The 16669-nt window shown below is 59.7% G+C and carries 14 protein-coding genes; all 14 read left to right on the top strand.

Annotation, left to right across the window (positions count from 1 at the left end):
• Nucleotides 1–65: 65 nt before the first annotated feature.
• The 14 genes from iolE (at nt 66) to AC1DHT_RS12595 (ending at nt 16641) form a co-directional block, all read left to right on the top strand.
• A complete protein-coding gene (gene iolE, locus AC1DHT_RS12660; RefSeq protein WP_427536506.1) occupies nt 66–959 on the top strand; it encodes a myo-inosose-2 dehydratase in 894 nt (297 codons plus the stop codon).
• Nucleotides 956–1765 carry a 5-deoxy-glucuronate isomerase gene (gene iolB / locus AC1DHT_RS12655; protein WP_427536508.1) on the top strand — a complete coding sequence of 270 codons (810 nt, stop codon included), beginning with the start codon at nt 956–958 and terminating at the stop codon, nt 1763–1765. Before iolE ends, iolB begins: the two co-directional genes overlap by 4 nt.
• Nucleotides 1766–1794: 29 nt before the next feature.
• A complete protein-coding gene (locus AC1DHT_RS12650; protein ID WP_427536510.1) occupies nt 1795–3297 on the top strand; it encodes a CoA-acylating methylmalonate-semialdehyde dehydrogenase in 1503 nt (500 codons plus the stop codon).
• A 27-nt stretch (nt 3298–3324) separates the two neighbouring features.
• Nucleotides 3325–4146 (top strand): TIM barrel protein, encoded by an 822-nt coding sequence (locus AC1DHT_RS12645; RefSeq protein WP_427536512.1) that lies wholly within the window; start codon nt 3325–3327, stop codon nt 4144–4146.
• 147 nt (nt 4147–4293) lie between these two features.
• Nucleotides 4294–6225 carry a 3D-(3,5/4)-trihydroxycyclohexane-1,2-dione acylhydrolase (decyclizing) gene (gene iolD / locus AC1DHT_RS12640; RefSeq protein WP_427536514.1) on the top strand — a complete coding sequence of 644 codons (1932 nt, stop codon included), beginning with the start codon at nt 4294–4296 and terminating at the stop codon, nt 6223–6225.
• Nucleotides 6226–6259: 34 nt separating this feature from the next.
• A complete protein-coding gene (iolG, locus tag AC1DHT_RS12635; protein ID WP_427536516.1) occupies nt 6260–7270 on the top strand; it encodes a bifunctional inositol 2-dehydrogenase/D-chiro-inositol 1-dehydrogenase in 1011 nt (336 codons plus the stop codon).
• A gap of 154 nt (nt 7271–7424) precedes the next feature.
• Nucleotides 7425–8285 (top strand): sugar phosphate isomerase/epimerase family protein, encoded by an 861-nt coding sequence (locus AC1DHT_RS12630; protein ID WP_427536519.1) that lies wholly within the window; start codon nt 7425–7427, stop codon nt 8283–8285.
• A gap of 144 nt (nt 8286–8429) precedes the next feature.
• A complete protein-coding gene (locus AC1DHT_RS12625) occupies nt 8430–9482 on the top strand; it encodes a Gfo/Idh/MocA family protein (RefSeq protein WP_427536521.1) in 1053 nt (350 codons plus the stop codon).
• 354 nt (nt 9483–9836) lie between these two features.
• Entirely contained in the window at nt 9837–10763 is a 927-nt protein-coding gene (locus AC1DHT_RS12620; protein WP_427536523.1) for a sugar ABC transporter substrate-binding protein, read from the top strand.
• A 70-nt stretch (nt 10764–10833) separates the two neighbouring features.
• Nucleotides 10834–12399 carry a sugar ABC transporter ATP-binding protein gene (locus tag AC1DHT_RS12615; protein ID WP_427536525.1) on the top strand — a complete coding sequence of 522 codons (1566 nt, stop codon included), beginning with the start codon at nt 10834–10836 and terminating at the stop codon, nt 12397–12399.
• A gap of 176 nt (nt 12400–12575) precedes the next feature.
• Nucleotides 12576–13598, top strand: coding sequence for an ABC transporter permease (locus AC1DHT_RS12610; RefSeq protein ID WP_216744252.1), 1023 nt, complete (start codon nt 12576–12578; stop codon nt 13596–13598).
• A gap of 473 nt (nt 13599–14071) precedes the next feature.
• Nucleotides 14072–14476, top strand: coding sequence for a TraR/DksA family transcriptional regulator (locus AC1DHT_RS12605; RefSeq protein ID WP_427536527.1), 405 nt, complete (start codon nt 14072–14074; stop codon nt 14474–14476).
• A 173-nt stretch (nt 14477–14649) separates the two neighbouring features.
• Nucleotides 14650–16302 carry a methyl-accepting chemotaxis protein gene (locus AC1DHT_RS12600; protein ID WP_442114518.1) on the top strand — a complete coding sequence of 551 codons (1653 nt, stop codon included), beginning with the start codon at nt 14650–14652 and terminating at the stop codon, nt 16300–16302.
• Nucleotides 16303–16437: 135 nt separating this feature from the next.
• Nucleotides 16438–16641 (top strand): hypothetical protein, encoded by a 204-nt coding sequence (locus AC1DHT_RS12595; protein WP_019691007.1) that lies wholly within the window; start codon nt 16438–16440, stop codon nt 16639–16641.
• The last annotated feature ends 28 nt before the right edge of the window (nt 16642–16669 follow it).

Raw genomic sequence — 16669 nt, 5'->3', positions numbered from 1 at the left:
GGCTCGCTCCCACAGGGTTCATCGCCACATTCAATGGTTATGTAAAAACAATAAAAGGTGCAGCCATGCCCGCTATCCGAATTGGCATCAACCCGATCTCCTGGAGCAACGACGATCTGCCGGCCCTCGGTGGGGAAACGCCGCTGAGCACTGCCCTGAGCGAAGGCAAGGACATTGGCTACGAAGGTTTTGAACTCAACGGCAAGTTTCCCAAGGACGCCAAAGGGGTCGGTGATGTGCTGCGGCCTTACGACCTGGCGCTGGTCTCGGGCTGGTACTCCAGCCGCCTGGCGCGGCGTTCGGTGGCTGAAGAAATCGAGGCCATTGGCAGCCATGTCGAGTTGCTGGCGAAAAATGGCGCCAAGGTGCTGGTCTACGGCGAAGTCGCCGACTCGATCCAGGGCCAGCGGATTCCTCTGGTCGAGCGCCCGCGATTTCACACCGAGCAGGCCTGGCAGGAATACGCCGACAAGCTCACCGAGCTGGCACGTTTCACCCTGTCCCGGGGCGTGCGTCTGGCGTATCACCATCACATGGGCGCGTATGTCGAATCGCCGGCAGACATCGATAAGCTGATGTCCCTGACCGGCAGCGAAGTCGGCCTGCTGTTCGATTCGGGCCATTGCTACATGGGTGGCGGCGAACCGCTCGAGGTGCTGCGCAAGCACATCGGGCGCATCTGCCACGTGCATTTCAAGGACGTGCGCAAACCGGTGGTGCAACTGGCGCGCAACCATCTCTGGAGCTTCCCGGACTGCATCATCAACGGCACGTTCACCGTGCCGGGCGACGGTGATATCGACTTTGCCGCGCTGCTCGACGTATTGCTGGCCGCCGATTATCACGGCTGGCTGGTGGTCGAGGCCGAACAGGATCCGGCCGTCGCGCCGAGCTATGTCTATGCCAAGAAAGGTTACGAGACCTTGCGCGCCTTGCTCGATCAGAGGACCGGACAATGAGCCTGCTGGTCAAGAGCAGCGCCAAGGGCCGAACCCTGGTCGAGTTACCCGCCGGAGCGCTGGAATACGTCGGTTTCAGCGCCTACCGCCTGAGCCTCGGCGAAACCTTGCCGGTCAGTGCGGGCGATAAAGAACTGTGCCTGGTGCTGCTCAGCGGTCGGGTTGATGTCAGCGGTGAAGCGCCAGGGCAGGGCGCGTTCAACTGGAGCAACATCGGCGACCGCCAATCGGTGTTCGAAGACAAATCACCGTTCGCCGCTTACCTGCCGCCCGGCAGTCAGGCGCAGATAGTCGCACTCAGCGATGTACAGATTGCCGTGTGCGCTGCTCCCGGTTCGGCGTCGGCAGGCATAGGCCCACGGCTGATAACCCCCGACAGCATGAAGCGCAGCGTGCGCGGCAAGGGCGCCAATACCCGTTACGTCTGCGACATCCTGCCCGACACCGAGCCTGCGCACTCACTGCTGGTGGTGGAAGTGCGTACACCGTCCGGGCATTCGTCGAGCTACCCGCCGCACAAGCACGACACCGACAACCTGCCACACCAGAGCTTTCTCGAAGAGACCTATTACCACCAGGTCAACCCGCCGCAAGGCTTCGTTTTTCAGCGGGTTTACACCGATGACCGTTCTATCGATCAGGCCATGGCCGTGGAAAACAGCGATCTGGTGGTGGTGCCCAAGGGCTATCACCCGGTCAGCGTGCCTTACGGCTACGAGTCGTATTACCTGAATGTCATGGCCGGCCCGAAGCGGGTCTGGCAGTTCCATAACGATCCGCAGCACAGCTGGCTGCTGGACCTCTGAATTCTGAAGACTGACGGAGAACAATAACAATGAGTGATGCCCCGGTTATCGGCCACTACCTCAACGGCCAGGTGCAGGACACTGGCAGTGAGCGCTTCAGCAATGTCTTCAATCCGGCCACTGGCGCGATTCAGGCGCGAGTCGGGCTGGCCAGCCAGCAAACCGTCGATGAAGCCGTGGCTTCGGCGCTGCGGGCGTTTCCGGCCTGGTCCGAGCAATCGTCGCTGCGCCGCTCGCGGGTGATGTTCAAGTTCAAGGAACTGCTCGACCGTCATCACAATGAGCTGGCAGAAATCATCAGCCGCGAACACGGCAAGGTGCTCTCCGATGCGCGTGGTGAAGTGACGCGAGGCATCGAGATCGTCGAATACGCCTGCGGTGCGCCGAACCTGCTGAAAACCGAATTCAGCGACAACATCGGTGGTGGCATCGACAACTGGAACCTGCGTCAGCCGTTGGGCGTTTGCGCCGGGGTCACGCCGTTCAACTTCCCGGTGATGGTGCCGCTGTGGATGATTCCACTGGCGCTGGTCACCGGCAACTGCTTCATCCTCAAGCCTTCGGAGCGTGATCCGTCGGCCAGTTTGCTGATGGCACGCCTGCTCAGCGAAGCCGGGTTACCGGACGGCGTGTTCAACGTGGTACAGGGCGACAAGAGCGCCGTCGATGCGTTGCTGCAGCACCCGGACATCGAAGCCATTTCGTTTGTCGGTTCGACGCCGATTGCCGAGTACATCCACCAGCAAGCCACGGCCCGTGGCAAGCGTGTGCAAGCGTTGGGCGGGGCGAAGAACCACATGATCGTGATGCCCGACGCCGATCTGGATCAGGCCGCCGATGCGTTGATTGGTGCTGCATTCGGTTCGGCCGGCGAACGCTGCATGGCGATCTCGATTGCGGTGGCTGTGGGCGATGTTGGCGACAAGTTGATTGCCAAACTGCTGCCGCGGATCGATCAGTTGAAGATCGGCAACGGTATGCAGGGCGACAGCGACATGGGGCCGCTGGTTACCGCCGAGCACAAGGCCAAGGTCGAAGGCTTCATCGATCAAGGCGTGGCCCAGGGCGCCCAGCTGATTGTCGATGGCCGCGGCTTCAAGGTGCCGGGTGCGGAGAATGGCTTCTTTGTCGGTGCAACGCTGTTCGACAAGGTCACGACCGAGATGAGCATCTACCAGCAGGAAATTTTCGGTCCGGTACTGGGCATCGTTCGGGTGCCAGATTTCGCCAGCGCCGTGGCGCTGATCAACGCTCATGAGTTTGGCAACGGCGTGTCGTGCTTCACCAGCGACGGCGGGATTGCCCGGGCGTTTGCCCGCACCATCAAGGTCGGGATGGTCGGGATCAACGTACCGATTCCGGTACCCATGGCCTGGCACTCGTTTGGTGGCTGGAAGCGCTCGTTGTTCGGCGATCACCATGCCTATGGCGAAGAAGGCATTCGTTTCTACAGCCGCTACAAAAGCGTCATGCAGCGCTGGCCGGACAGCATCGCCAAAGGCCCTGAGTTCAGCATGCCCACTGCCAAATAAACACCTTGAGTGCGGAGAACAAGAATAATGAGCCAGCCCCTGCGTTTCGCCCTGAACCGTATGGTTGCCCCACGTTTGTCGCTGCCGGAATTCATTGAGCTGGCGGTAGCCCTGAAAGCCGAGGCCATCGAGATCCGCAACGACCTCAAGGGCATCGAAATCGAAGACGGTACGCCGCCCGAGCGTGTGCGCCAGTTGTGCCGGGCCAACGGGATCAGCGTGCTGTCGATCAATGCGCTGTACCCGTTCGATGTGTGGAACGACGAGCGCCGCGCACACGCCTTGAAACTCGCCGCCTATGCCCGTGATTGCGGCGCGCAAGGCTTGGTGATGTGCCCGCTGAATGATCGCGCCGACCCGCGTAACGAAGCTGAACGCAGCGCCGGCCTGCGCACCGCATTGAGTGAACTGGCGCCGATCCTGCGCGAACATGGGATTCTCGGTTTCATCGAACCGCTGGGTTTCGAGGAGTGTTCACTGCGGCGTAAACGCACGGCAGTGGATGCAATCAAGTCTATTGGCGGGCTGGATGTGTTCCGTCTGGTGCACGACACCTTTCACCACCATCTGGCCAGTGAACACGAGTTTTTCCCTGAACTGACCGGGCTGGTGCACATCTCGGGCGTCGAGGACGCGCACGCGCCGCTGACGTCCATCCGCGATGGGCATCGGGTGCTGGTGGGCGAGGGCGACATCCTCGGCAACGCGGCGCAGATCGATACCTTGCTCAGCACCGGTTACAGCGGCTACCTGTCGTTCGAGCCGTTTGCCGACAGCGTGCACGGGCTGACGGACATCCGCCAGGCAATCGGCGCGAGCATGGATCACCTGAAGAACTCCCTGGCCTGACACCGCTTTGGGCCGAATGAAGATCAACTGTGGGAGCGAGCCTGCTCGCGATAGCGGTGTGACAGCAAGCATTGATATTGAATGTAAAACCGTCATCGCGAGCAGGCTCGCTCCCACAAGGTTTCTTCGTATATTGAAGGATCGCACATGACCACAACACGACTGACCATGGCCCAGGCCCTGGTGAAATTCCTCGACAACCAATACGTCGAGGTCGATGGGGTTCAAAGCAAATTCGTCGCCGGGATCTTCACCATTTTCGGCCACGGCAATGTGCTCGGCCTCGGCCAGGCGCTGGAGCAGGACAGCGGCGACCTGATCGTCCATCAAGGCCGCAACGAGCAGGGCATGGCCCACGCCGCCATCGGTTTTGCCAAGCAGAACCTGCGGCGCAAGATCTACGCCTGCACTTCATCGGTCGGCCCCGGTGCAGCGAACATGCTGACCGCTGCGGCGACCGCCACCGCCAACCGGATTCCCTTGCTGCTATTACCGGGTGACGTCTACGCCAGTCGCCAACCGGACCCGGTGCTGCAACAGATCGAGCAGTTCCACGACTTGAGCATCAGCACCAACGATGCCTTCAAAGCGGTGAGCAAATACTGGGACCGCATCAACCGTCCCGAACAACTGATGAGCGCGGCGATCCACGCCATGCGCGTGCTCACCGATCCGGCGGAAACCGGCGCGGTGACGCTGGCCTTGCCGCAAGACGTACAGGCCGAAGCCTACGATTACCCCGATTACTTCCTGCAAAAGCGCGTGCACCGTATCGACCGTCGCCCGGCCACCGAAGCCATGCTCGGCGATGCCGTGGCGCTACTCAAAGGCAAGCGCAAACCGCTGATCATCTGCGGCGGCGGGGTCAAATACTCGGGCGCGAATGCCGCGTTGCAGGCGTTTGCCGAACGATTCGACATTCCCTTCGCCGAGACTCAGGCCGGCAAGAGTGCGGTAGTTTCCAGTCATCCGCTGAACGTCGGCGGCATCGGCGAAACCGGTTGCCTGGCCGCGAACCTGCTGGCCAAGGAAGCCGATCTGATCATCGGCGTCGGTACCCGCTACTCGGACTTCACCACGTCGTCGAAATGGCTGTTCCAGCATCCCGAGGTGAAGTTTCTCAACCTGAATATCAGCCCTTGCGATGTGCTGAAACTCGATGGCGTGCAGGTACTGGCCGACGCCAGGTCCGGCTTGCAGGCATTGTCCGAAGCGCTGGCCGATTACCGCTCCAGTTGGGGCGATCAACCGCGTCAGGCCAAGGCACAACTGGATGAAGAAGTGGATCGGGTCTATCAGGTCGAATACCAGACCCAGGACTTCATCCCGGAAATCAACGACCACATGGACCCGGCGGTGCTGCGCGAATTCATCGAGCTGACCGGTTCCTGTCTGACCCAAAGCCGTGTGCTCGGCGTGTTGAACCAAACCCTGGCCGACGACGCGGTGATCGTCGCCGCTGCCGGCAGCTTGCCCGGCGACTTGCAACGCAGCTGGCGCAGCAAGGGCGTGAACACCTACCACGTCGAGTACGGTTATTCCTGCATGGGCTACGAGGTCAATGCCGCGCTCGGGGTGAAACTCGCGGAACCGACGCGCGAAGTCTATGCGCTGGTGGGCGACGGCTCGTACATGATGTTGCACTCGGAGTTGGCCACCTCGATTCAGGAGCGGCGCAAGATCAACGTGATCCTGCTCGACAACATGACCTTCGGCTGCATCAACAACTTGCAGATGGAACATGGCATGGACAGCTTCGGCACCGAGTTCCGTTTCCGCAACCCTGAGACCGGCAAGCTCGATGGCGGTTTTGTTCCGGTGGACTTTGCCATGAGCGCGGCGGCCTACGGCTGCAAGACCTACAAGGTCAACACCGTCGAGCAACTGCAAGCGGCCCTGGCCGATGCGCGGTTGCAAACGGTGTCGACGCTGATCGACATCAAGGTCCTGCCTAAGACCATGATCCACAAATACCTGTCCTGGTGGCGGGTGGGTGTGGCGCAAGTCTCCACCAGCGCGCGCACCGATGCGGTAGCCAAAACCCTCAATGAACGACTGGCCAAGGCCCGTCAGTACTGATTGCTCTGCCATCTCAACAGGAAGGAGTCTTCGCATGTCTTTAAAGCTAGGCGTCATCGGCACCGGCGCCATCGGTCAGGATCACATCCGTCGTTGCAGCCAGACCCTGCTCAACAGTCAGGTGGTGGCGGTTACCGATATTAATCTGCAGCAGGCGGCCAAAGTGGTTGCCGACCTGAAACTGACCGCCGAGGTGTACCCGGACGGTCACGCGCTGATCAAGGCGCCAGACGTCGAAGCGATTCTGGTCACCTCCTGGGGGCCGAGCCACGAAGAGTTCGTGCTGGCGGCGATTGCGGCGGGTAAACCGGTGTTCTGCGAGAAGCCGCTGGCGGTCACCGCCGAGGGCTGCCGCAAGATCGTCGAGGCTGAAGTGGCCCACGGCAAACGTCTGGTGCAGGTCGGTTTCATGCGCCCGTACGACGAGGGTTACCGAGCACTCAAAGCGGTGATCGACAGCGGCCAGATCGGCGAACCGCTGATGCTGCATTGCGCTCACCGCAACCCGACCGTGGGCGAAAACTACAAGACCGACATGGCGATCACCGACACGCTGATCCATGAACTGGATGTGCTGCGTTGGTTGCTCGACGACGATTACGTGTCGGTACAAGTGGTGTTCCCGCGCAAGACCAGCAAAGCCCACGCCCACCTGAAAGACCCGCAAATCGTCCTGCTGGAAACCGCCAAGGGCACGCGCATCGACGTCGAAGTCTTCGTTAACTGCCAGTACGGCTATGACATTCAGTGCGAAGTGGTGGGCGAGACCGGCATTGCCAAGCTGCCGGAGCCATCGCAGGTGCAGATGCGCAGCGGGGCCAAGTTGTCCAACGCGATTCTGATGGACTGGAAGGACCGCTTCATCGCCGCCTACGACGTTGAGTTGCAGGCCTTTATCGATGGTGTATGCGCCGGGCAGGTGGGTGGACCTTCGGCGTGGGACGGCTTTGCTGCAGCGGTGGCGGCAGATGCCTGCATCGAAGCACAGCAGAGCGGGGCGATCATCAACGTCGCACTGCCAGACCGTCCCCGTTTCTACGGCTGACCACAATCCAATGTGGGAGCGAGCCTGCTCCGGGCGGCGATCCGACGATTGCGATTGGACAGTCACATAGATGTTGGATGTGCTGCCGCCATCGCGAGCAGGCTCGCTCCCACAAGAGGGCAAGGCTCAGGCCTTGGTTAAGGAGAACAACAAAATGCGCATTGCACTAGACCCCTACATGTACCGCACTCTGTCCCTGGGCAAGATGGTCGACAAGGTCGCCGAGCTCGGTTACGAGCACATCGAGCTTTCACCCCGGGAAGATTTCCTGCCGTTCTACAAGGCCCCGCGTGTCGACAAGGCGCGGATCAAGGAGTTTCGCAAAGCCCTGAGCGACACCGGAGTGAAGCTCTCGTCCTTGCTCCCGATGTACCACTGGGCTGCCGCCGATGAAGGCTTGCGAGTGGCGGCGGTGCGCAACTGGAAGCGCGCAATCCAGATCGCCGTTGAGATGGACTGTGAGCTGGTCAACACCGAGTTCACCGGTCAGTCGGACAACCCGCTGGTCTGCGAGAACCAGTTCATGCGTTCCATGGACGAGCTGATTCCCGAGTTTGAACGCGAAGGCATCAAGCTCGATATCCAGGCGCATCCGTATGACTTCTGCGAGCGCAATAACGAGTCGGTCGACATCATTCGCGGCCTTGATCGCGACTGGATCAACTACCTCTACGCGGCGCCGCACACCTTCTTCTACGACGACGGCAAAGGCGACATCGCCTCGATGCTCAGGTACGCGGGCTCCAAACTCAGCCACTTGATCATCGCCGACACCTACAACCACAAGGCTTCGTCGGGGCTGCGCTACATCGTCAACCCGCCGGGCGTTACGGCCACGGTGCACCAGCATCTGGACATCGGTCAGGGCGAGGTCGACTGGGAAGCGTTCTTCAGCACCCTGCGCGAGATCAAGTTCGACGGCATCGCCACGGTCTCGGTGTTCGCCTGGGAAGATCGCCCGGACGAGTCCAACCGGATGATGCTGGAGCGGGTCAAAAGCGAACTCTGCCGCTGACGCCTTGCGCAAATCCTGTGGGAGCGAGCCTGCTCGCGATGCAGGCAATGCGGTTTATCAGAGGCACCGCGTTGATCCCATCGCGAGCAGGCTCGCTCCCACAAGGGCCATGCACATCCGGTAGTTATCTATAAGGAAAGCTTCATGCGAATCGGACTTGTCGGTTACGGCCACGGTGGCCGGTTTTTTCATGCGCCGCTGATCAGCAGCTTGCCAGCGGCGACTTTTGTCGGCGTGGTGACGCGTTCCCCCGAGCGCCGTCAGCTATTGGCGACTGAATACCCCCGCGTCCCGGCGTTCGACAACATTGGCCAATTGGTGGAAGCCAGGGTCGATGTGCTGGTGATTTCCACCACACTGGAGGGTCGAGCGGCGCTGGTACTCGAAGCGATTGAACACGGAGTAGCGGTGGTCTGCGACAAACCCTTCGCCGCCGATGCTCAACAGGCCGAAGCACTGGTGACCGCTGCCGAGCAGCGCAAGGTCCCGCTCAGCGTTTATCAAAACCGGCGCTGGGATTCGGACTTCCTTACGGTACGCAAACTCATCGACTCCGGTGCGCTGGGACAAGTCACCCGCTTTGAATCCAGCGTAGAACGCTATTCGCCACAGTCGGTGGGCAAGGGCAGCGGCGGCGGGTTCCTGCGCGATCTGGGCAGTCATCTGGTGGATCAGGCGCTGCAACTGTTCGGGCCGGTGAAACGGGTTTACGCCGAGCTGGACTACCTCAATCAGGAGCAGCTTTTCGACAACGGCTTTTTCCTCTCGCTGACCCATGCCAACGGCGTGATCTCGCACTTGAGCGGCAGTTGCCTGCAAAACAATCCCGGGCCGCGTTTTCGGGTCAACGGCACGGCGGGTTGCTACAGCGTCGACGGTCTGGACGGACAAGAGGCCCTGGCGCTGACCGGGCTGACACCAGCATCCGAAGGTGATCGCTGGGGCGTTGAAGAGCATCGACGCTGGGGCTGGTTCGAGCACGGTGAAGAGCGCGAGCGGGTTCCGTCTGAGCGCGGTTGCTGGAATCAGTTCTATTTACAGCTGCAAACCGCGTTGCAAGGCGCTGGCCCACTGCCGGTCGAGGCCCGTGATGCACTGGCGACCACCCGCATTCTAGACGCCGCACGGCTGAGTTTCGAACGCCGTCAGGTGGTTGAAATGAAGCCTGCGTGTGGGCATGGAATAAAATTAGAATAAAATTCTAAAATGAGTTGATATGGAAATTAAATTCCAATAAAGTCGTTTCCAGGTTGCCGACTATCAACGTCCCGATCGACCTCAAGTCAGCCTTGAGTGCGGGGAGGGCGAAACAAAAACAAGAAACAACGATAGGTACCGTCGATGAAAACCTTCAGCTCTGCTCTGCACGTTTTACGTAGCGCGTTCCTGCCTCGTGTTCAAACCCTTTCCCTTTCCGGTTGCCTTTGCGTTGAACGCAAGGGCGCCTTGGTGTGCTGCATTCCCGGTGCACCGATCGTTCGCTTGCCTACTCACTGAATTCGTCCTGCGCCTTATCCATAAAACCTACAAGAATGTGGAGAAAGACTTTTCATGAAGACCAAGATCCGTTTCGCCTCGCTTGCCCTGTCCCTGATGCTTGCCAGCGGCGCTGCACTCGCTGACCTGAGGATTGGCGTCAGCATGTCCCAGTTCGATGACACCTGGTTGACCTACTTGCGCGAATCCATGGACAAGCAAGCCAAGTCCATGCCCGATGGCGTCAAACTGCAGTTCGAAGACGCCCGCAGCGACGTGGTCAAGCAACTGAGCCAGGTCGAAAGTTTCATCAGCCAGAAAGTCGACGCCATCGTGGTGAATCCGGTGGATACCGCCGCGACCAGAAAAATCACCGAAGCGGCGGTCAAGGCCGGGATTCCGCTGGTCTACGTCAACCGTCGTCCGGATGACCTGAACCTGCCCAAAGGCGTGATTACCGTGGCCTCCAATGATCTGGAAGCCGGCCAGATGCAGATGCAGTACCTCGCCGAAAAAATGAAAGGCAAGGGTGACATCGTGATCCTGCTCGGCGACCTCGCCAACAACTCCACCACCAACCGCACCAAAGGCGTCAAAGAGGTGCTGGCCAAATACCCGGGCATCAAGATCGACCAGGAACAGACCGGTACCTGGTCGCGTGATAAAGGCATGACGCTGGTCAACGACTGGCTGACCCAGGGCCGCAAATTCGACGCCATCGTCTCCAATAACGATGAGATGGCCATCGGCGCGGCCATGGCCTTGAAACAGGCCGGCGTGGAAAAGGGTAGTGTGTTGATCGCCGGTGTCGACGGTACTCCCGACGGCCTGCGCGCCGTGAAGAAAGGCGATCTGGCGGTCTCGGTGTTCCAGGACGCCAATGGCCAGGCTGTCGACTCCATCGACGCCGCCGTGAAGATGGCCAGGAACGAACCGGTCGAGCAAGCCGTGTGGGTGCCGTATCGCTTGATCACTCCGGAAAACGTTGATCAGTTCAAATAGTCAGTCCGTTCAAAAACAACAATAAGCACGCAAGGTGGCATTGCCAACCTTGCTGATGGAGTACCTGATCATGTTCGCTTCAGCGACTGCTTCGAGCATCCCGTTGGTGGGTGTCCAGCCAAACGCCGTACCTGTCGATGAGCCGTACCTGCTGGAGATCGTCAACGTCAGCAAGGGTTTTCCCGGTGTGGTGGCCTTGTCCGATGTCCAGCTGCGGGTGCGTCCGGGTTCGGTGCTGGCGTTGATGGGCGAGAATGGCGCCGGCAAATCCACCCTGATGAAAATCATCGCCGGCATCTATCAGCCGGACGCCGGTGAGCTGCGTCTACGCGGTAAACCGGTGACCTTCGATACACCGCTGGCAGCCTTGCAGGCCGGGATCGCGATGATCCACCAGGAACTCAACCTGATGCCGCACATGAGCATCGCCGAGAACATCTGGATCGGTCGCGAGCAGCTCAACGGTTTCCACATGATCGACCACCGGGAAATGCACCGCTGCACCGCGCAATTGCTGAAGCGACTGCGGATCAACCTCGACCCGGAAGAACAGGTCGGCAACTTGAGCATCGCCGAGCGGCAGATGGTCGAGATCGCCAAAGCAGTGTCCTACGACTCGGACATCCTGATCATGGACGAACCGACCTCGGCGATTACCGACAAGGAGGTCGCCCACCTGTTCTCGATCATTGCCGACCTCAAGGCCCAGGGTAAGGGCATCATCTATATCACCCACAAGATGAACGAGGTGTTCAGCATCGCCGACGAAGTCGCGGTGTTCCGTGACGGTGCTTATATTGGCCTGCAACGGGCCGACAGCATGGACGGCGATAGCCTGATCTCGATGATGGTCGGGCGTGAACTGAGCCAGTTGTTCCCGGTGCGCGAGAAGCCGATTGGCGATGTGTTGATGTCGGTGCGTGACCTGCGTCTGGACGGTGTTTTCAAGGGGGTTTCCTTCGACCTGCATGCTGGCGAGATCCTCGGCATCGCCGGACTGATGGGCTCGGGCCGGACCAACGTCGCCGAAGCGATTTTCGGCATAACCCCAAGCGACGGCGGTGAAATTTGTCTCGACGGCCAACCGGTGCGTATCAGCGATCCGCACATGGCCATCGAGAAGGGCTTTGCGTTGCTGACCGAGGATCGCAAGCTCAGCGGCCTGTTCCCGTGTCTGTCGGTCCTGGAAAACATGGAAATGGCGGTGCTGCCGCATTACGTCGGCAATGGTTTTATCCAGCAGAAAGCCTTGCGCGCCCTGTGCGAAGACATGTGCAAGAAGCTGCGGGTGAAAACCCCGTCGCTGGAACAGTGCATCGACACCTTGTCCGGCGGCAACCAGCAAAAAGCCTTGCTCGCCCGTTGGCTGATGACCAACCCGCGCATCCTGATTCTCGACGAGCCGACCCGCGGCATCGATGTCGGTGCCAAAGCCGAGATTTACCGACTGATCTCCTATCTCGCCAGCGAAGGCATGGCGGTGATCATGATTTCGTCGGAGCTGCCGGAAGTACTCGGCATGAGCGATCGGGTGATGGTCATGCACGAGGGCGACCTGATGGGCACCCTCGACCGCAGCGAGGCGACCCAGGAGCGGGTCATGCAACTCGCCTCGGGCATGTCTCTACGCCATTGAGTCAAGGGTGAACGCCGTATCTGTGGCGAGGGAGCTTGCTCCCGCTGGGCTGCGGAGCGGCCCCAATGTCTCGGATATACCGTAGATCTGGCGAGCGCTACGCACTCGAACGGGAGCAAGCTCCCTCGCCACAGGTCTCTATTCGATGCCGGATTTCATTTGAAGGGTGAGTGGTTATGAACGCGATACTGGAAAACAAGCCTGCAATGGCACCGGTCAAGAGTCGTCGGCGTTTACCGACCGAGCTGAGTATTTTTTTGGTGCTGATCGGCATTGGCCTGGTGTTTGAAGTGTTCGGCTGGATCGTGCGCGACCAGAGCTTTTTGATGAACTCCCAGCGCTTGGTCCTGATGATCCTGCAAGTGTCGATTATCGGCCTGCTGGCGATTGGCGTGACCCAGGTGATCATCACCACCGGCATCGACCTGTCGTCGGGCTCGGTGCTGGCCTTATCGGCAATGATCGCCGCCAGCCTGGCGCAGACTTCGGATTTCGCCCGGGCGGTGTTTCCGTCGTTGACCGACTTGCCAGTGTGGATTCCGGTGATTGCCGGGCTCGGGGTCGGGCTGCTGGCGGGAGCAATCAACGGCAGCATCATCGCCGTCACCGGTATTCCACCGTTCATTGCCACCTTGGGCATGATGGTTTCGGCTCGTGGCCTGGCGCGTTACTACACCGAAGGCCAGCCGGTGAGCATGCTCTCGGATTCCTACACGGCCATCGGCCACGGCGCGATGCCGGTGATCATCTTTCTGGTGGTGGCGGTGATCTTCCACATCGCCTTGCGCTACACCAAGTACGGTAAATACACCTACGCCATCGGCGGCAACATGCAGGCGGCGCGCACCTCCGGGATCAACGTCAAACGCCATCTGGTGATCGTCTACAGCATCGCCGGGTTGCTGGCGGGGCTGGCGGGCGTGGTAGCGTCGGCCCGTGCCGCAACCGGACAGGCCGGGATGGGCATGTCGTATGAGCTGGACGCGATTGCCGCAGCGGTGATCGGCGGTACCAGCCTGGCGGGTGGCGTGGGGCGCATTACCGGCACGGTGATCGGCGCGCTGATCCTCGGGGTAATGGCCAGCGGCTTCACCTTCGTCGGCGTCGACGCCTACATCCAGGACATCATCAAAGGCCTGATCATCGTGGTCGCGGTGGTCATCGACCAATACCGCAACAAGCGCAAACTCAAGCGCTGAGCTGCCCCTCCATGGGAGCAATGCTTGTGTGGGAGCAAGCTTGCTCCCACAGGTCCGGTGTCCAACTGTTGTACTTCGCAATACCCACATCTCGCACTGAAAAAACCTTAACAACAATTTGGCGGTGATCGGCGGGATAAAAGTCGAAACCGTGTTCTAAAGGCACTTTTTGCGGTGCTCACCTGCGTGGCGTAGCCGTTTGTCTTCTATATACAGCCGCTCGATTGAATTTCTTGCTATAAACGCACTCCGATAACCGCCTCAAAGCTTGCCAGAGAGCAATTTAAGGGCTTTATCGGACAAATTCCCTGTCTTTTCAGTTGCTGAGGTTGCAAGTCGGCCTTAGACTGCCGCCCCTCGTAAATTGAGTGCCGGGTGGCGCTTGGAATGTACGGCGCCTTTCCGAGGCCTTGCAGGTCGACCGGAAAGCTCCCTGATTCGCCTTAATGCACGTATTTTTTATAGAGAAATCAATGACAAAGGAAAAGTTGCTGGCCATGCCGGCGGATGACTACATGAATGCCGAGCAACAGGCTTTTTTCACCGAGCTGCTGCAAGCCATGAAAGTGGAAACCCACGAGCGCATCGAACAGAACCGCATCGCCATTGAAAGCCTGGATACCCCGGCTGACCCGGCTGACGCGGCTTCGGTCGAAGAAGAGCGCACCTGGCTGGTCAACGCCATTGATCGCGATCAGCGCATGCTGCCTCAGCTGGAAAGAGCGCTGGAACGTATCAGCGACGATACCTTCGGCTGGTGCGACGACAGCGGCGAGCCAATCGGCCTGAAACGCCTGCTGATCAGCCCGACCACCAAGTACTGCATCGAAGCTCAAGAGCGTCACGAGCAAATCGACAAGCACCAGCGTCAGGCCTGATTCAGTAGCGCCCATTCGCGGGCAAGCCCGCTTCCACAGGTCACACTTCACCTGTGGAAGCGGGCTTGCCCGCGAAGCTTTTTGCTGCCTGGAAAATATCCCCGCACTTCTATTGATCTGCTGCAAGCACCACGACTAATGGACCATAGATAATGGCCTTCTAGTGGCGCTTAATGCTGACACAACAAATAGAAGACGCAGTGGGGGTAACGAACATGGCACGCGACGGATCTTTGGCTGGCGCAGCAGCGCAATCGCGGATTTCACCCAAGACTGATGCGCGCTGGTTGGCGCCTGCGCTGCAAAGCGTCGCCTTGATGCTGTTGCTGTGCGCCTTGGCACTCGGCGGCTGGTCGCTTTACCTCTGTTTACCGGTGGCGGTGCTGATTATCTGGCTGCCCCGCCTGCGTTCGCGGGCAACCGTCGACGTTCCCGTCGCCGACACGTCCAGTGCGATCATCGAACTGACCCGCGATCTTTCTTATTCGACCAGTCATAACGCATTGTCTGCCGCTGGCGTGGCCTATTCGGTCAAGCAATTGGCCGGCAAACTGCAGTCGCAACTCGATGCTGCCGCGCAGATCGTCAGCAGCGCCGAAGTCATGATCGGGACCGAGAAGGCGACTTCACAACTCAGCCAGCAAGCCTTGAGTGCCGCCAGCGAAGCCCACCAAAGCAGCGTCCTGGGGAGCACCGTGCTGGCCGAATCCATCACGCGGATGCATCAACTCAGTGTGCGTGCCAACGACAGTCGAGAGCTGATCGAAGCCCTGAGTGTGCGCAGTGAAGACATCCAGCGAGTGACGCTGGTGATTCAGACGATCGCCAGCCAGACCAATCTGTTGGCACTGAACGCGGCGATTGAAGCGGCGCGGGCCGGGGAACATGGTCGTGGCTTTGCAGTGGTTGCCGATGAAGTCCGCGGGCTGGCCGGGCGCACTGCAGCCGCAACGGGGGAGGTCGGGTTGATGGTGGCCGACATCCAGCAGCGCACCGCGCAGGTGGTCGAGCAGATCCGTCAGCTGTCCGGTGACTTGAACAACGGTGTCGAGCAAGTCGAGCACACCGGGCAACAATTGCAACACATCGCCCGACTGGCCGCCGGGGTTGAAGCCCAGGTCGGTGAGATCGCCAGTGGTTCAAGTAACAATCACCAACAACTGGACAGCCTGTTTCATGCCATCGAACAGATGCGCAGCGATCTGGCAGTCAGTGATCAGCAAACCCGGCACCTGGCGCAAGCGGCGGTGCAAATGGAGGGGCAGGCCGAGACCATCAGCGAACGCCTCGCGGAAGTCGGACTGGACGACTACCACCAACGGATCTATGACCTGGCACGCGAAGGTGCCAGTCAGATCGCTGAGCGTTTCACGCAGGACATTGATCAAGGACGCGTCAGTCTGGAGGACCTGTTCGACCGCAACTATCAGGCAATTCCCAACACGGCGCCCACCAAGTTCCAGACCCGTTTTGATCGCTACGCCGATCAGGTGCTGCCGGGGATACAGGAACCCTTGCTCAAGCGGCATGAGGGTCTGGTGTTTGCGATCGCCTGCACCCAGCAAGGCTACGTACCGACGCACAATGCGGTCTTCAGTCAGCCGCTGACCGGCGACGTACAGGTCGACACGTTGCAGAACCGCACCAAACGCAAATTCAGCGACCGTACCGGTATCCGTTGTGGCAGCCATCAACAGCCTGTACTACTTCAGACCTATACTCGTGATACGGGCGAATTGATGCATGACCTGTCGGTTCCGATCATGCTCAAAGGGCGGCATTGGGGTGGATTACGCTTAGGTTACAAGCCTGAAAACCCACGTTAAGGCTGGTCCTGGGAACACGCGATTGTTACCGGTAATGCAAGGAAATTGTGCAGGCAGGCGGCTATTTCCAGCGAGCGGGACTCATTAATATTTCTATATTGTTAGGAAGCTAATGAAAAAATCCGAGGTGCTCTCATGCAAAGCAAAGTCGATGTGGCGGTGATGATTGGCAGTGGCGTGCCTGCCGGATTGCGGGCGGTGGGGCAAAGCGTGTGCTGGGTCGTCTTGCTCAATGGCGAACAACGTGGCACTGCATTCTCGAGCCGTAATGAGGCCGAGGAATGCAAGGCTGCCTGGTTGGCGCAACTGAACGCCGAAAAGCCCGACAGCCTGCATTAAATCGTTTTCGCTAATGAGTCTGCTCAAG

The organism is Pseudomonas sp. 05N432, assembly GCF_056396945.1.
This window is presented reverse-complemented; position numbering and strand designations above follow the sequence as displayed.

What these genes read in the sequence shown, in the direction of transcription:
- iolE (WP_427536506.1), top strand. Translation starts at nt 66, where the DNA reads ATGCCCGCTATCCGAATTGGCATCAACCCGATCTCCTGGAGCAACGAC.
- iolB (WP_427536508.1), top strand. Translation starts at nt 956, where the DNA reads ATGAGCCTGCTGGTCAAGAGCAGCGCCAAGGGCCGAACCCTGGTCGAG.
- AC1DHT_RS12650 (WP_427536510.1), top strand. Translation starts at nt 1,795, where the DNA reads ATGAGTGATGCCCCGGTTATCGGCCACTACCTCAACGGCCAGGTGCAG.
- AC1DHT_RS12645 (WP_427536512.1), top strand. Translation starts at nt 3,325, where the DNA reads ATGAGCCAGCCCCTGCGTTTCGCCCTGAACCGTATGGTTGCCCCACGT.
- iolD (WP_427536514.1), top strand. Translation starts at nt 4,294, where the DNA reads ATGACCACAACACGACTGACCATGGCCCAGGCCCTGGTGAAATTCCTC.
- iolG (WP_427536516.1), top strand. Translation starts at nt 6,260, where the DNA reads ATGTCTTTAAAGCTAGGCGTCATCGGCACCGGCGCCATCGGTCAGGAT.
- AC1DHT_RS12630 (WP_427536519.1), top strand. Translation starts at nt 7,425, where the DNA reads ATGCGCATTGCACTAGACCCCTACATGTACCGCACTCTGTCCCTGGGC.
- AC1DHT_RS12625 (WP_427536521.1), top strand. Translation starts at nt 8,430, where the DNA reads ATGCGAATCGGACTTGTCGGTTACGGCCACGGTGGCCGGTTTTTTCAT.
- AC1DHT_RS12620 (WP_427536523.1), top strand. Translation starts at nt 9,837, where the DNA reads ATGAAGACCAAGATCCGTTTCGCCTCGCTTGCCCTGTCCCTGATGCTT.
- AC1DHT_RS12615 (WP_427536525.1), top strand. Translation starts at nt 10,834, where the DNA reads ATGTTCGCTTCAGCGACTGCTTCGAGCATCCCGTTGGTGGGTGTCCAG.
- AC1DHT_RS12610 (WP_216744252.1), top strand. Translation starts at nt 12,576, where the DNA reads ATGAACGCGATACTGGAAAACAAGCCTGCAATGGCACCGGTCAAGAGT.
- AC1DHT_RS12605 (WP_427536527.1), top strand. Translation starts at nt 14,072, where the DNA reads ATGACAAAGGAAAAGTTGCTGGCCATGCCGGCGGATGACTACATGAAT.
- AC1DHT_RS12600 (WP_442114518.1), top strand. Translation starts at nt 14,650, where the DNA reads ATGCTGACACAACAAATAGAAGACGCAGTGGGGGTAACGAACATGGCA.
- AC1DHT_RS12595 (WP_019691007.1), top strand. Translation starts at nt 16,438, where the DNA reads ATGCAAAGCAAAGTCGATGTGGCGGTGATGATTGGCAGTGGCGTGCCT.